This is a genomic window from Colwellia sp. MB3u-41 (genome assembly GCF_014076845.1).
Taxonomy (GTDB): Bacteria; Pseudomonadota; Gammaproteobacteria; order Enterobacterales; family Alteromonadaceae; genus Colwellia_A.
The window spans coordinates 63,253-78,892 of the sequence record NZ_JACGUT010000047.1 but is presented as its reverse complement, the minus strand read 5'-3'; the positions used below and the strand labels follow the sequence as shown (position 1 = coordinate 78,892).

Here is a 15,640-nt window from a genome sequence, read left to right as displayed (position 1 = left end):
GTATTCATTAAATGCTTTTTGATAAACTAATTTATACTCATTAACCCGATTCCTCATCATAAAATAAAGCAAACTATTGAGGTTAATGATTTAAGCTTTTAATTTTTAAAAGAGATACTTACGCTTTTTACTTTGTTATTGGCGGTGTAAGTATTCATTTATTGATAAAACCCTCCTTTTTTAGGCTAAAAAACATTCTGTTTTATTTAAACAGATACTTAAAAAGCATTAAAGTATCGTGACAGTGGAACCAATATATATATACTTGATAGATCTATTATTCGTTATGGGTACATTTATTTAGCCTTTATTCGATAATATGCACTAAGATTTAACGAGTAACATTAATGAGTAACATTAACGAGTTATTGATTGGATCCCTTCTAATGTAATTCTGTTAAAAATATGAGGTACAACGATTAATGAGCAGTGTCATAAGTCCTCACTTAAAAAGATTTGAAAAGCAAATATTAAGCTTAGTTCCTTATGCCAGCAACGACAGATTAGAGTATCTTGTTAAAAAACTCCTACCTGAAGAAGATGCTAGTCGACACCTCGCTGTTAAAGATGAAATCAAAAAGCTTGCCAAACAAGCAACTAAATCTATTGATTTACGGTTGATTTTTTCTGATTGCGAAATGTTTGAACATAATAAAGTCAAACACTATCTTGACTGTGCAGGCTGGGAGTTATTCAACCAAAAACTTGTTGAATACCAAAATCTTTATACGACAGCGATGTACTATGAAGTTTATGAAGATGCACAACTTAGGGCGTCGAATAAAGATAAAAGTGTCAGCGGAGGAGAGAGTGAAAATGAAAGTAAATTTTCAGAGTTTAGAATAGATAAAACTGAACCTAAACCCTTAGTTAATAAAAATAGAATAATTAACGAGTTAAAGAAGCTTAACTCTTCTTGTAAAGTCTTTATCAATCCAATTATGGGGATGACAACGCAAGGAAAAAAAGAAGTTGGTATTACCGCTATTATTGAAAAGATGAATAACCAAAAGGTTATTATTCAAACGTCACATGAATTAAAAAATGTAGATGTTAATAAAGTCTATTTATGGCTATTTGACCATCATAAAGAAATCGATTTTACGGAAGAACTTGAGCTTGGTTTTTTAATTATTGATAGTCAAAAATCTAAAGTGAATAATAGCTTTGAATATTTGTTAAAATTTTCAAGCCCACTAACTGATCAACAAATGCGTGTTTTATTCGCTCATTATTTACGACAAAAAAAACTTGCCATCGTAGGGCCGACAGAGCGCTTTATCACCCCATTATTTGATTCGGTAACGTCTAAAGGTTACGAGCAACTTTACTTAAATAAAACTCATGATATTCCGTTACTTTGCTATAAAAAAGATAAGATATGGCATGCTAAAGTAGCAATGAAAACCTCAGGTAATGACGAATTATGGAATTTTTTTAGTGATATAAAGCAAAACTTTCATTTACCTGTGCTGCTTGGAAATCAAGATATTCAGCAGGCGTTAAACGAAAGAAATACCGTTGATAAGTATGCTTTATTATTAAAATCTAGTCATAAAGGTAGTTTTACGTATTCACTTATTTGGTACGACGACTTTGTGAATAATAGAAGTGCTAAGTCTGTTTTTAATAATTTTTTCAAAAACGGTCTTTTTAGGGTAGTCAAAATATCGTCGTCGTTTATTAATTCCGAAGAAGATGCTTATGTACCCTCTGCGTTACCCTGTCATGTTCATCCTAAAATGGCGGTATTAAATAGGGCGATCCCTAGAGCAGCTTTAGATATGATCAGTGATTGTGATCATATGATCACAATTTCAGATATTACCAGCCTTTATGAAACGATATATCAACCAGTGAATGGCAATATTACTGAATTAGAGGATTTATTACCCCTGCGTTATCAACTCAGCGCGATTGACTCACTTGATGACACTGAAATAGTAACGGCTGAAAATGATGACTTAAGAAGTGAGGATCGCTTCGTCTTAGCTTTTAAAATGGCAATTACACGTAGTAATAATGTCGTTACAAATATTCCGGGCATAACTAAAAATATTTCTGTACAAGGGCTATTAGTTAACTTGGTAAAAAAAACTAAATTTAAAGCAGGTGAAGAAATTGAAATTGAATTAATCGTACCTTTTAACGAACAAGAACGTTCATTTAAAAAACAAAAGTATGTTGTCCTAGGTTATGACAGTCATGGCGCAGTCAGGTTATTAATGAACACTATAGAGAGTAAGCATTTAGCCTGTAGAGCAATAAGAAAGTATATTTATCAGCATGTTGATACCCTTGAAGCCTGCGGAAAGCGTGGTAGTCGTATTTATGGCTTGCAAAAAGCGATGAGAAACATATATGCACATAATCACTTCTCTATTCCCTTTTACTTAAAAGCGACGAAGCACCAACAATATATCAATGCGGCGAGCTTTAGTGGTAACTCAGCACTCAAACATCTTATTTATAAAAACGAAAATAGTGAGGAGATTATCCTTAACTTGTTAAGTAATCAAAAATTTAGAGAGTCTTGTTTATCGATTATTGCGGTACTTGCTTATAAAAATTTATCAGCTCGCGCTTTTTATATCCTTGTGTTGCCTAAAGATAAAAATGAAAATGAAGAGTACTCATTCTGGTATCGTGATTTATCTGTATTAAAGAAGTCTAATCAACTAAAAGAATATACCAATAAAGTTTCTAGTCATGGTAAACCTGCAATTTTAAAAGTAGAACTGAAAAAAAGTGATAAAGTACAAAATATGTATTATCGTGACGAAATAAGTTACCTAAAAAGTTTAGATAAAGATTTGGCTCATGACCTTGAAATTCAGTTAGAAAGTACTATTGGTATAGGAGAAGTAACTGATTTAACTGACATCGCCATCAAAATGATCAGCAATACAAAATAAAATAATTATAACCCACCAGTATATGTCTCCTGCTTTTTATGACAATAAATTTCCTGTGTTTAGCTTGTTCACTTCATTACTATTACTTTTAGTCATTGCTTATTATCTTGCAGGTAATAAAGCACAGATGTATTTAAATTGTACTTATATATTGATTGAAGTCTGCTATTAGCAGATGTTTGACCTCAAGCAACCTAAAAGGTTATGGTCTGTCTATAGCGAATAACGTGCTGTAATATTTAAAAATGTGTTTATTAATAGCGACACCTAATAAAGAAGACCCTGAGGTAAAAAAGTGAATATAGATAAATTTAATATCCCAACGAAAACACTCATAACGGTAGCGATTGCAGCAAGCCTATTTTTTAGTTCTGTATATACAGTAAATGAAGGTCACATCGGTATTGTTAAACGATTTAGTGAAGCCAAAGAGCAAGTTAACCCGGGTCTGCATTTCAAAGTTCCTTTTATTGATAGTGTTGAAGAAATAGAAGTCAGAACACGTAAAAACGAAGAAAAAATGGCATCAAGCACCAAAGAGCAAATGCCGGTAACAGTTATTGTTTCTGTTAACTGGACGGTAGATAAAACAGCTGCTCTTGAGCTTTTTCGTCAATATGGTGGTTTAAAGCAATTTGAGAATAGAATTCTTGATCCGCGCTTTAGATCCGCTACCAAAGACGTTATCCCTCAGTATGATGCAGAAAAATTAATACAAGATAGAGCGAGTGCAATACAGGCAATTGAAGCGAGTTTTATCGAAGAAATGAAAGATTTCCCCGTTACTGTTGATAACATTCAAATTGAAAATATTCAATTACCGACTAAGTACTTAACCTCTATTGAAACTAAGCAAACAGAAAAAAATCTAGCTGATGCGGAAAAACATAAACTAGCTCGTCAAAACTTAGAAGCGCAACGTGATGTAAACACGGCTAAAGCTAAAGCTGATGGTATCAAATTAGTTGCTATAGCAGAGGCTGAATCAATTCGAATTAAAGGTTTAGCTGAGGCAGAAGCGATTACCGCTAAAGCTAAAGCGTTGGGTAATAATCCTTTAATTGTTAAACTCACCGAAGCGCAAAACTGGGATGGAAAGCTTCCAGCGACAATTCTAGGCAGCAGTAATATGCCAATATTGGACATGAGAGCAAAATAAAGGTGATGTCAGTATAATATAAGCCGCTTAATTGCGGCTTTTTTTATCCTGTCAGAGTTACTTTTCAAAGGTTAGTGAACAGGTAAATAATGGCCTCAGTTTACCACCTAACGAAGGATAAAATTATGTTACTTCAAAAATGAAATCGCTACTTTGTATTGATGTTTTGTAAAAAATGAGACAATTTCGAGTTTTGAGTGAGCCCTGCAAAAATCGCTTATCAGTCCTTGAAGACGCTGATGGCTAATAACACATAAATTGGATGCCTTTACTGATCTAGGATTGATGGTTGAGGCGTATAGAACGTAAATAATTATTAAATTAACAAGGTTATTATGGATTCATTAACACAAGTTGTCTTGGGTGGCGCGGTCGGTTATGCGGTATTAGGCAACAAAGTTGGCCATAAAGCTGCTATTTATGGCGCTATTTTAGGGACTTTACCTGACTTAGACGTGTTTCTCCCATACAGTGGTGAAGTAGAAGCCTTTACCTACCATCGAGGGTTTAGCCATTCGCTATTAGTACATTTGCTAATCAGCCCTTTTATTGCCTGGTTACTCATTAAATATCATCAAACTACTGCCATTTACAAAAATAAATGGTTCTGCTTGGTTTTCCTTTGTTTATCTACCCATGGGATTTTAGATAGCTTTACCGTTTATGGTACACAATTGTTGTGGCCAATTACTGAGTATCCCTTTGCGGTTTCTAATTTGTTTATTATTGACCCCATGTATACCTTGCCACTATTGTTGTCGTTTATTGTTATTTTTCTGCCTAGTGTTAAGCCTACAAGTGCCTCAAAAATTAATCATTGTGCACTAGTCATAAGCAGCCTTTATATTTGTTGGTCTTTGATGGCAAAATTTTATATAGACGAGAAAGTAGCAGTAGCCCTAAACGATAAGCAAATAAAAGCAGATCATTATTTGAGTACACCAGCACCTTTTTCCACCTTACTTTGGCGAATATTGGTGATGTCGGATGGTCAATATTACGAGGGTTATGTCTCGGTGTTTGACTCGGCATCGGATGTGAGTTTAGTGGCCTATAATTCTTCAGATCTTTTGCTTATAAATCTTCAAGACGACTGGAATGTACAGAGGCTTCAATGGTTCACTAAAGGCTTCTATTCTGTGAAAGAAGAAGATCACAATATTGTTTTATCTGATTTACGTATGGGGGCAGAGTGTAGCTATGTATTCAATTTTATTGTCGGCGCACAAACAAGTACTGGAATTGTTAAGAGTGATATTGAAAAAGTAAGTGATAGACCTGATTTAAGTATGCTTGGCCGTGTTTGGGATAGAATTTTGGATCCTTCAGTATCATTGGCTCCCGTAAAGAAAAACGGTGTGTGTGCCAATAGGGAAAGTTAATTTTATAAGGAAGTTTATAATACGGGAATGTTTAATTATCTATATACCCGTTCCATACTTTATAAAGTCATTACCATCATATAATTATGATTTTAAACATATATTTATTAATAAAATGAATATTTACTTGGAATAGAATTATTGATATTTAACATGTGATTTTTTAAGAGGGAAATTACGAACTTCGGTAAAATGTTTTTATACTTAAACGTAGTTGGTTGTTGGAGCCCATATCTTTAAGAGGGAACTGACGAACTGATATTATACTTATATCTTAAATTGGTTGCGGGAGCCAGATTTGAACTGACGACCTTCGGGTTATGAGCCCGACGAGCTACCAGACTGCTCCATCCCGCGTCCGAATGACCTACAATAAGTAGGAAGCCCTAAAGGTTTTAATTCTCTTTAGAAGAATTGGTTGTGGCAGCCCATATCTTTGAAGAGTGAACTGACGACCTGATTTTATACTTATATCTTAAGTTGGTTGCGGGAGCCAGATTTGAACTGACGACCTTCGGGTTATGAGCCCGACGAGCTACCAGACTGCTCCATCCCGCGTCCGAATGGTTTAAATACTTCCGATAAAGGATTTACTTAAACAAGCCATAACTGTTTTAATTCGTGTTATTAACGAATGCATTTCAAAAACATCTGCCCTTGAAAGCGAGGCGTATCTTAAGGATAGTTACATCATATTGCAAGGCGTTTCTTTAACATTTTTACATCTATCAAAAAACGCCTTTAAATTGCCCTAATTGTAGACTAAAAGCTGCTTTAATGACCTTTTATTACAGGTCAACACCGTTATTGAAAATATTTTAAAATATATATCGGAGAATATGAGTGTTTTATACATGTCTCTATATAAGTAGTTAACGTCTTTGTTTATAATCGCGGTCATAAATCGGTCTGGAAAACACTCATGCAGCAATTTTTAGCATTAACATCTCCTGGTATAGAAATTTTATTAGCCCAAGAGCTAAAAGATTTAAAAGCATCACAAGTCGTGCAAAAGCCTGAAGGCGTATATTTTACAGCGACAATTGAAGAAGCGTACAAAATTTGCCTTTATTGTCGTTTATCAACGCGAATTTTATTAAAGCTTGCCGAAGGCGATGCTATGAATAAAGACCAGTTGTTTGCAACAGCAACAACCGTTAATTGGTCAGAGCAATTTTCGAGTAACCATACCTTTGCTATTGATTTTGTCGGTTCAAGTGATGAAATTAGAAATACACAATTTGGCGCACTGACTATAAAAGATGCTTTAGTTGATCATTTTCGTGATCAAGGCATGGACAGACCTTCTGTTGATAAAAGCGCTCCGGATATTAGTTTCCAAGCACGTTTGTTAAGAGATAACGTCGTTATTTATCTCGATTTTTCAGGGCGTAGTTTATTTAAGCGAGGTTATCGTGAACATTCTGGTGCAGCACCATTAAAAGAACATTTAGCTGCTGCTATTATTACCCGTTCAGGTTGGTTAGACGATACATCTAAGCCGCTTGTTGATCCAATGTGTGGCTCAGGAACTATTTTAATTGAAGCGATAATGATGGCAGCTGACTATGCACCAGGTATCGACAGAGTAAAGTGGGGCTTTGATTGTTGGTTAGGTCATCAACTTTACCCGTGGCAAGCACAGTTGACACAAGCTAAACAAAAATCACATTTAGGCCTTGAGCAATTAAAGACGAAGGTTTTTGGTATAGATATTGACAGTCGAGTGATAAATACCGCACAAGTTAATGCGCGAAATGCTGGTGTACAGAAATTTATTGAGTTTTCATGTAAAGATATTAATGCGCTTAATAATGGTTTTGGTCACAACGGAACGTTTTTACTTAACCCTCCTTATGGCGAACGTATTGGTGAATTACCTGAGCTTGTAGAAAACTTTGTTTTATTAGGTCGTAAACTTAAAGCACAGTTTGTTGACTGGCGTATTGCAATTTTAACAGCGAATGTTGAATTGCTTTCTATGATGAAACTTGCCAGTCATAAACGCTATAAATTTAAAAATGGTCCTTTAGATTGTCAGTTAGCACTTTATAACGTTGATGAAAAACAAGCTTCAGGGCAAAGCAATGATACCGAGTTTGAAGATAAAGATTCAGATTTTGGCAACCGTTTATTGAAAAATAAAAAGAATTTAAAAGGTTGGCTTAAAAAAGAGCATATTGAATGTTACCGCTTATACGACGCTGATATTCCAGAATATAATGTTGCGGTTGATGTTTACGGTGACTACTTAGTTATCCAAGAATATTCAGCACCTAAGATTATTGAAGAAAGTAAAGTAGCTAAACGTTTGCAAGAAGTTATTTATTTTGCACCTAAGGTACTTGGCGTACCTACCGATAAAGTCATATTAAAAACCCGTGCTAAGCAAAAGGGTAGCGACCAATATCAGCGTGTTGATCAAAGTAAGCAGTCAATGATTATTACTGAACATGGCGCAAAATTAAAAATAAACCTGTGGGATTATCTCGATACCGGCTTATTTTTAGATCACCGTAAAACAAGACAAATTGTTGCTCAAAAATCAAAGAATAAAACATTACTCAATTTGTTTGCCTATACCGGTTCTGTTTCCTTACAAGCAGCACTTCATGGTGCAGCAACAGTTACAACTGTTGATATGTCGAATACTTATTTGAATTGGGCACAAGAAAACTTTGCGCTAAACAAATTGTCTGGTCATAAGTACCAATTTATTCAAGCAGATTGTTTAACGTGGTTAAAAGAACACAGAAGCACTTACGATGTTGTTTTTGTTGATCCGCCAACTTTCTCAAATTCAAAACGTATGGAAGACAGCTTCGACGTACAAAGCGATCATGTTTCACTTATCACTGACGCGATGAAATGTGTTGCTGAAAATGGTGAGCTGATTTTTACCAATAATAAGCGAAACTTTAAAATGGATTTCGACGCAGTAGCCGCTTTAAACTTTGAGGTTAAATCAATCTCTGAGTTAACGCGTGATAAAGATTTTCAGCGCAATAAGCATATTCATAACAGTTGGTTAATTACCCGTAAAAAAGTTAATAAATAATGACCGTATTATTTCACTTATATAGTAGTGAAGGTTGCCACCTTTGTGAGCAAGCTTTAGCACTAATCGCTAATATCATTCCCGAACACCAACTTAGGGTAGTAGATATTATTGATGGCGATGAAGGAAGTGAAAATAACTTAGTAAAATTATACGGTGTTCATATTCCCGTATTAGAGCGTCTGAGTGACAATACAACGTTATTCTGGCCTTTCGAACAATCACAAGTAGTAGAGTTGAGATAGCCCATGGAATTAATCCGAATAGCTCAAGGCGAATTAGCCTTTGGTGAAGACAGTATTTTAGACAAATCAGACTTGACCGTAAAAACGGGTGAAAGAGTGTGTTTAGTTGGTAAAAATGGCGCAGGTAAGTCGTCATTAATGAAAGTGTTAATGGGTAAGCAAAACCTTGACGATGGTCAAATACTGATGTCGAGCAATATTAAGTTAGCGATGTTAGAACAAGATCCACCAGAGTCATCTGACATGAGCGTTTTTGATTATGTTGCTCAAGGTGTTGCAGAAAATGCAGAATTGATTAAGCAATATCATCATATCATTCATATTATTGGCGAAGACCCTTCAGAGAAAAATCTGAATAAGTTATCGAATGTTCAACAACAGCTTGACCAAGCTAATGCTTGGCAAGACGAACAGCGTATCGATAAAGTATTAACCACGTTAGCGTTAGAAGCTGACAAAATGATTTGCGACCTTTCGGGTGGTTGGTTAAGAAAACTTGCACTCGCTAAAGCTTTAGTCAGTGAACCTGATGTGTTATTACTCGATGAGCCTACTAACCATTTAGATATTAGTAGTGTGTTGTGGTTAGAGCAGTTCTTGAAAGACTTTAAGGGCACGATCATATTTATTAGCCACGATAGAGCATTTATTCGTGGTTTAGCAACCCGTATTTTAGACTTAGACCGCGGTCAATTAGTGAGCTACCCAGGTAACTATGATCTTTATATCGAACAAAAAGCCCATGACTTAGAAGTTGAGTCTACACAAAATGCGCTTTTTGATAAGCGCTTAGCTGAAGAAGAAGTATGGATAAGACAGGGTGTTAAGGCGCGTAGAACCCGAAATGAAGGTCGAGTTCGCTCTCTAGAAAAATTACGTGTTGAACGCCAAGAGCGTCGTGAAGTTAAAAAGCAGGGTGATATTAATATATCAACAGGCGATCGCTCAGGTAAGTTAGTGTTTGAATGTGAAAACTTACATATGGCTTTTGGCGATAAAACCATTTTCAATGATTTAGATTTATTGATTACTCGTGGTGATCGTTTAGCACTTATTGGCGCAAACGGCACGGGTAAGTCAACATTAATTAAATTAATCATGGAACAGCAGCAACCATCGTCTGGAAAAATGCGAGTAGGTGTTAATTTAGATGTTGCCTATTTTGATCAACATCGTGATGCATTAGACTTGAATATGACTGTTCAAGATACTGTTGCTGAAGGTAAACAAGAAGTGACTGTTAATGGCGTAACACGTCATGTATTGGGGTACTTGCAAGATTTCTTATTTAGTCCAAAACGTGCTCGAACTCCTGTAAGAGCATTATCAGGTGGTGAGAAAAACCGCCTGTTATTAGCCCGTTTATTTTTAAGACCCAGCAACTTACTTATTCTCGATGAGCCAACTAACGATCTAGATATAGAAACTTTAGAATTATTAGAAGAAGTCGTTGCAAATTATGCAGGAACCGTTATTTTAGTTAGCCATGATCGTGATTTTGTTAATAATTGTGTAAACACTTGCCTTTACTTTGATGGAAGTGGTCAAATAACAAATATTGTCGGTGGTTATGACGATGTTGATAGTTATTTAGTTTACAAAGCTGAGCAGCGTAAGCAGTTAGCAGACGGTGTAAAAACAGCACCGACTTCAGCTAATGAAAGTAAGCCAGCTGTTAATGTGTCAGCTAAAAAAAAAATGTCGTTCAAAGAAAGTCGTGAATTAGAAGCGCTACCTGAACAAGTTGATGAGCTTGAATTATTAATTAGTTCACTGCAAGAACAGGTAAATGATGCTAACTTTTTTGCCCAAGATAGTGATAAAACAAAAAAAATATTGAACCAGCTTGAAGAAAGCGAGTCAAAACTCGAAATCGCTTTCGCAAGATGGCAAGAGCTAGATGAATTATAACAAGAAATGAGAGTTAAGTAGTTATATGAACAAATTTGTAAAATCGGTATTAGTGTTAGGCATTAGCAGTACTTTAAGTGTATCAATGACACATGCAGCTAAATATGAAGTTATCGATAAAGGTGGCATTAACATAGTTAAATATAGTTATGCTCAGCAAGAAAACAACCAAAGTCAAATGGCTATTTCTGGCTCAGATCTTTATAATTTCCCTGTGCAATTTCAATATTTCGATGAAGTAGATTTTGACAATATTGTAAGGCTAGCGGATCTGCAGTATGAAAATGTTTACGCCTTAAATAATATTGAAGATGAAATTGCTTTAAGAGCGGGCACGCCTACTGCAAACGATTTATCTTGGGTTGTTCAATTTTTAAATAGCCAAGCCAGTAGTAGCTTGTATCAAAAAATTGGGGGCATTGTAGCGATGCGCAACTTAACAGGTAATGCCGGTGATACTGAAGATTTTGTTGTATTTGACCAAAACTTTCCTGATACCACAACGTTAACACGCTCAACGGTTAATTTTGTTAATGGTATTACTAATGACGGATGGATTTACGGTAATGGCTCTGCGCCATATATCCCAGTAGATTTTACTGAGAGCGATGGTGATGAAGTTGTGCATTGGGTGCGTGATTTCACTACTCGTGCTTTCTTTTCTCCTGATGCGGGTGAAACTATTATTGAATTAAAGCCACCTACGGAAGATGATAGTATTGCTGAAAACTTACGTTTTGGTGGGGAGTCTGCGATATTAGATATTAGTGAATCTTTATTTGCTGTCGGCTATGCAAGTACCAGCATTGATCAAAATGCCATTGATTTTATCACTGATGAAACAGGTGGTTGTGCTGATCCTAACATACTTGACGATGTTCCTTTTAAGGTGTGTATTCAAGGTGCTATTGATAGCATGTACAATACTGAAGCTATTTTGTGGACACTCAGTGCCGATGGTCCTACCTCGTCAAAAACTTTAGGCCACTTAGTTACTCCAAACCTCGAGGATGAACGTGAATTTGTTAATTACGCCCAAGCGATAAACAATCAAGGTGTCGCTGTAGGTTTTGCTCACGGATGGTGGGATGAAACTGAAACCGAACCAAGTACTAATGAACAACGTCAACTTTATGCAGTTGTTTATAAAAATGGTCAAGTAAAAGATTTTACTGAAGACCATAGCGAATTTTTTGATTCTCGCGCATACGGTATAAATAACGCAGGTATTGCTATTGGCCATGTTAAAACGTTTGTAAATGGTAGTTTACGGACTAAATTTTTCCATGTAGACACCAACGATTTTGATGGTGTTATGGCAATGATAAGACCGGATGATTTCTTTAAAGGTTCATCAAGCACTGCTCGTGCGATTAATGAAAACGGTATTATTGTTGGTGAAGGTGAAGTTGAAACGCATAATGACAGTGCAAATGCTCCTCGTCGTAAACATGCTTTTATGTATGATATTGGCAGTAAAAAGTTTACTGATCTTAATGATTTCTTAACCTGTGCGTCTGATTACACGATTATTGAAGCCCGTGATATTAACGACAACAATGAAATAGCAGCTTCTGCTTTGATTAAAGTTCCGCGTCTTGATTCTAAAGGTCAACCGGTAATTGATACAACAACAGGCGAACAGCTTGTCGAAGATGTGGTTCGTGCTGTTACGTTGAAACCTATAGCGGGTGAGATTGAAGACTGTTCAGCCGTTGAAGAGAAAGTAGAAAGAGAAGGCGCCAGTTTAGGTTTTTTTAGCTTTTTTGCTTTATTAACTTTTGGCTTTACACGTAGGTTTTTTACAAAAAACTAAGTTTAGCTTTAAAATATCTTATGAGGTCTAGATTAGTGATTAATCTAGACCTTTTTTATGCGACACTATTAACTAAAATTTTTACCTTAATCGAAAAATTCACATGAATATCTCTGAAGAAGAAAGAAATGCTGTTTATAAAACTATCTTTTCCCGTCGTGATGTTCGAAGCGACTTTATCAACGAAACAATTCCTGAAGATGTTTTAAAGCGCGTATTAACGGCTGCTCATCATGCTCCTAGTGTTGGTTTTATGCAACCGTGGGACTTTATTGTTATAAATGACAATGAGACAAAACAGCAGATTAAAAATGGCTTTGATCAAGCAAACTTAGCTTCAAAAGCAATGTTTACTGATAATAAGCAAAGGCAGTATCAAAAATTTAAACTTGAAGGTATTTTAGAAGCACCGATTGGTATTTGTGTCACTTGCGATAGAGAACGAAATGGTCCGGTAGTTTTGGGGAAAACCATCAAACCTGAAATGGACTTATACAGTGCGGTTTGTGCAATACAGAATTTATGGCTTGCCGCCAGAGCTGAAAATTTAGGTATGGGCTGGGTAAGTATTATCGAAGACAACATTCTAAGAGACGCTTTAAATATACCTGAAAAAATCGAAATTATTGCCTATTTATGTATTGGCTATGTCACACATTTTAAGGATAAACCTGAGCTAGAAAGTGCAGGGTGGTTGCCAAGACGTACAGTCGATAAAGCAATACACTATAATAAATGGTCAGCCGAAAAAATTTAACATTAAAAATTGGAGCACATCATGGCAGAAGAAACTATATTTTCAAAAATAGTCAGACAAGAAATACCAACCAACTTACTCTATCAAGATGACCTTGTTACTGCATTTAGAGATATAACACCAAAAACAAGTACACATGTTCTTATTATTCCCAATAAATTAATTCCTACGATTAATGATGTAACCGAAGATGATGAACTCACTTTAGGTCGAATGATCACTGTAGCCAAAAAAATTGCCAAAGAAGAAGGCATTGCAGAAGATGGTTACCGTCTTATTATTAATTGTAACGAACATGGTGGCCAAGAGGTTTACCATATTCATATGCATTTAGTGGGTGGGCAGCATTTGGGTAAAATGTTAGCAATATAAACACTCTCTTTATTTTATTTAAAATAAATGAGATAAGTCGCTGAAATGCTACGCTCAATGGCAATGCGTGAAATGCAAAGCTACCCCATAATTATCGTAATATATTCTATTGGTTATACTGTGTGAATTGGAAAGAATTATTAGAAAACAAAAATCGACTGTTTTGGCTGGTACATAGCTCAAGTTGGTTTGGTTTTGCTTTAGTACATTATTTAGGGTCATTGTTACATGATCCTCGCGATATCTTTGTCGTTATTATTTTTTTAAATGCTTATGCCGGCTGGCTCTTTACTGTACCTCTACGGTATCTTTATCGGAAAGTTTGGAATTTTAGCCCCGCAAAAATAGCGGTTATTGTTATCGTTGCGTCTTATCTGGTGGGTGTTCTTTGGCAAGTTGTTAAAAATATTAATCATTGGGAAATATATAAACACGGTTACCGCCCTGATTTTTGGCTGTATTACACAACAAACAGTGTTTATTCATTTTTTATTATTTTGAGCTGGAGTGGTTTATATTTCGGTACCAAATATTATCAAATGCTACAAAAAGAAAAACAAAATGTATTAGAAGCGAATAGTGTTGCTCATCAAGCTCAGCTTAAAATGCTACGCTATCAATTAAATCCACACTTTCTCTTTAATACCCTTAACGCAATTTCGACCCTTATTCTGGTGCAAGAAAATAAAATAGCGAATGGTATGGTGACTAAATTAAGTGAATTTTTACGTTACTCTCTTGATAAAGACCCAATGAAAAAAGTCACTTTAAATAGCGAATTACAAGCACTTAAATTGTATTTAGATATAGAAAAAGTACGCTTTGAAGACCGATTGTGCGTAGAATTTATTGTTGCTGTCGACTGTGAAAGTGCATTAGTACCTAGTATGATATTACAACCGATTGCTGAAAATTCGATTAAATATGCTATTGCTTCTCAAGAAGATGGTGGCACAATTAAAGTAACCGTAACGCGCTTTGCTAATGACTTGCTATTAGAACTTGCAGACAATGGGCCCGGTGCTGAAATTAAAAATGGTAATTTATACCGTGAAAATGGCGTTGGCCTTGCTAACAGTCGTGAAAGATTATCAGCATTGTATGGTAATGATTTTTCTTTGGTTGTTGCCAATAATAAACCAAAAGGTGTTAAAGTGAGCATCCGAATGCCCTATGAACTAGAGACAAAGACATGACAATGCTTCTTTCAACAATCATTGTTGATGATGAACCTTTAGCAAGAAAAGGTCTTGCAGTAAGATTAGCTGATCACAAAGACGTTGATATTGTTGCACAATGCCATAATGGTCGTGAGGCACTCGAAGCAGTCCGTGCCTATGAGCCTGACTTAATGTTTCTTGATATTCAAATGCCTGGGCTCAATGGTTTTGAAGTTGTACAAGCTATTATTGAACAAGGTTTAAAATTACCAATAGTTATTTTCGTTACCGCATTTGATCAATATGCATTAAAAGCATTTGAAGTTCATGCACAAGACTACCTGTTAAAGCCTGCTGACGAAGCTCGCTTAGCTGAGTCGATGAACAAGGTACGACAGAGACTTATCAGTACAGAAAATGCGGTACATAAATCTAAACTTATTCAGTTAGTGAGTGATGTCACCGGTAATGACTGTGAAAAAATTCTAGAAGAGTTAGCAAACAATCAGCCCGTAAGCTTATCGTCTTATTCTGATATTTTGGCTATTAAAGATGCTGGAGAAGTTAGCCGAGTTCCCGTCAAAGATATCTTATGGATTGATGCTGCAGGTGACTACATGTGTGTTCACACGGATACTACCACGCATATTTTACGTAAAACAATGAAACAGCTTGAAGAAATTTTAGACCCTAAACAATTTGTTCGTAGTCATCGCTCTACCATTGTTAATAAAAATTATGTGGATAAATTTTGTAGCCAACTTAATGGCGAATATTATTTAGTGATGAGTAACGGTAAAGAATTAAAAGTGAGCAGAAGTTACAAAGAAAAGGTTAAATACGCGGTAGGGATATAAGCTCAACA

11 protein-coding genes and 2 tRNA genes are annotated in these 15,640 nt (G+C 35.7%); 11 read left to right on the top strand and 2 right to left on the bottom strand.

Translation table 11 applies throughout. From position 1 onward, the window contains the following. Positions 1 to 422 precede the first annotated feature (422 nt). The 3 genes from H4J73_RS02710 to H4J73_RS02700 all read left to right on the top strand — a co-directional run bounded on the left by H4J73_RS02710 (position 423) and on the right by H4J73_RS02700 (position 5,456). Entirely contained in the window at positions 423 to 2,915 is a 2,493-nt protein-coding gene (locus H4J73_RS02710) for a hypothetical protein (RefSeq protein ID WP_182223695.1), read from the top strand. Between the two features lie 295 nt (positions 2,916 to 3,210). After that, positions 3,211 to 4,074 (top strand): prohibitin family protein, encoded by an 864-nt coding sequence (locus H4J73_RS02705; protein ID WP_182181055.1) that lies wholly within the window; start codon positions 3,211 to 3,213, stop codon positions 4,072 to 4,074. A 335-nt stretch (positions 4,075 to 4,409) separates the two neighbouring features. After that, positions 4,410 to 5,456, top strand: a complete 1,047-nt coding sequence (locus H4J73_RS02700) for a metal-dependent hydrolase (protein ID WP_182181054.1) — start codon at positions 4,410 to 4,412, stop codon at positions 5,454 to 5,456. Positions 5,457 to 5,736: 280 nt separating this feature from the next. Here the strand turns inward: H4J73_RS02700 and H4J73_RS02695 are convergent. Beyond that, positions 5,737 to 5,813, bottom strand: a tRNA-Met gene (locus H4J73_RS02695). Between the two features lie 124 nt (positions 5,814 to 5,937). After that, positions 5,938 to 6,014 (bottom strand) — tRNA-Met (locus H4J73_RS02690). Positions 6,015 to 6,378: 364 nt separating this feature from the next. Here H4J73_RS02690 and rlmKL point away from each other — a divergent pair. From rlmKL to H4J73_RS02650, 8 genes are all read left to right on the top strand, one after another. After that, positions 6,379 to 8,514 (top strand): bifunctional 23S rRNA (guanine(2069)-N(7))-methyltransferase RlmK/23S rRNA (guanine(2445)-N(2))-methyltransferase RlmL, encoded by a 2,136-nt coding sequence (rlmKL, locus tag H4J73_RS02685; protein ID WP_182181053.1) that lies wholly within the window; start codon positions 6,379 to 6,381, stop codon positions 8,512 to 8,514. Further along, entirely contained in the window at positions 8,514 to 8,759 is a 246-nt protein-coding gene (locus tag H4J73_RS02680; protein ID WP_182181052.1) for a glutaredoxin family protein, read from the top strand. The genes rlmKL and H4J73_RS02680 overlap by 1 nt, the downstream gene beginning before the upstream one ends. Before the next feature lie 3 nt (positions 8,760 to 8,762). Continuing rightward, positions 8,763 to 10,670, top strand: a complete 1,908-nt coding sequence (locus tag H4J73_RS02675) for an ABC transporter ATP-binding protein (RefSeq protein WP_182181051.1) — start codon at positions 8,763 to 8,765, stop codon at positions 10,668 to 10,670. A 25-nt stretch (positions 10,671 to 10,695) separates the two neighbouring features. Further along, positions 10,696 to 12,486, top strand: coding sequence for a DUF3466 family protein (locus tag H4J73_RS02670; RefSeq protein ID WP_182181050.1), 1,791 nt, complete (start codon positions 10,696 to 10,698; stop codon positions 12,484 to 12,486). 103 nt (positions 12,487 to 12,589) lie between these two features. Then, complete coding sequence (bluB, locus tag H4J73_RS02665) at positions 12,590 to 13,243, top strand: 5,6-dimethylbenzimidazole synthase (RefSeq protein ID WP_182181049.1); 654 nt, start codon at positions 12,590 to 12,592, stop codon at positions 13,241 to 13,243. Positions 13,244 to 13,264: 21 nt separating this feature from the next. Then, entirely contained in the window at positions 13,265 to 13,615 is a 351-nt protein-coding gene (gene hinT, locus H4J73_RS02660) for a purine nucleoside phosphoramidase (protein WP_182181048.1), read from the top strand. Between the two features lie 122 nt (positions 13,616 to 13,737). Then, positions 13,738 to 14,811 (top strand): sensor histidine kinase, encoded by a 1,074-nt coding sequence (locus H4J73_RS02655; RefSeq protein WP_182181047.1) that lies wholly within the window; start codon positions 13,738 to 13,740, stop codon positions 14,809 to 14,811. A gap of 2 nt (positions 14,812 to 14,813) precedes the next feature. After that, entirely contained in the window at positions 14,814 to 15,632 is an 819-nt protein-coding gene (locus H4J73_RS02650) for a LytTR family DNA-binding domain-containing protein (RefSeq protein WP_182181157.1), read from the top strand. The last annotated feature ends 8 nt before the right edge of the window (positions 15,633 to 15,640 follow it).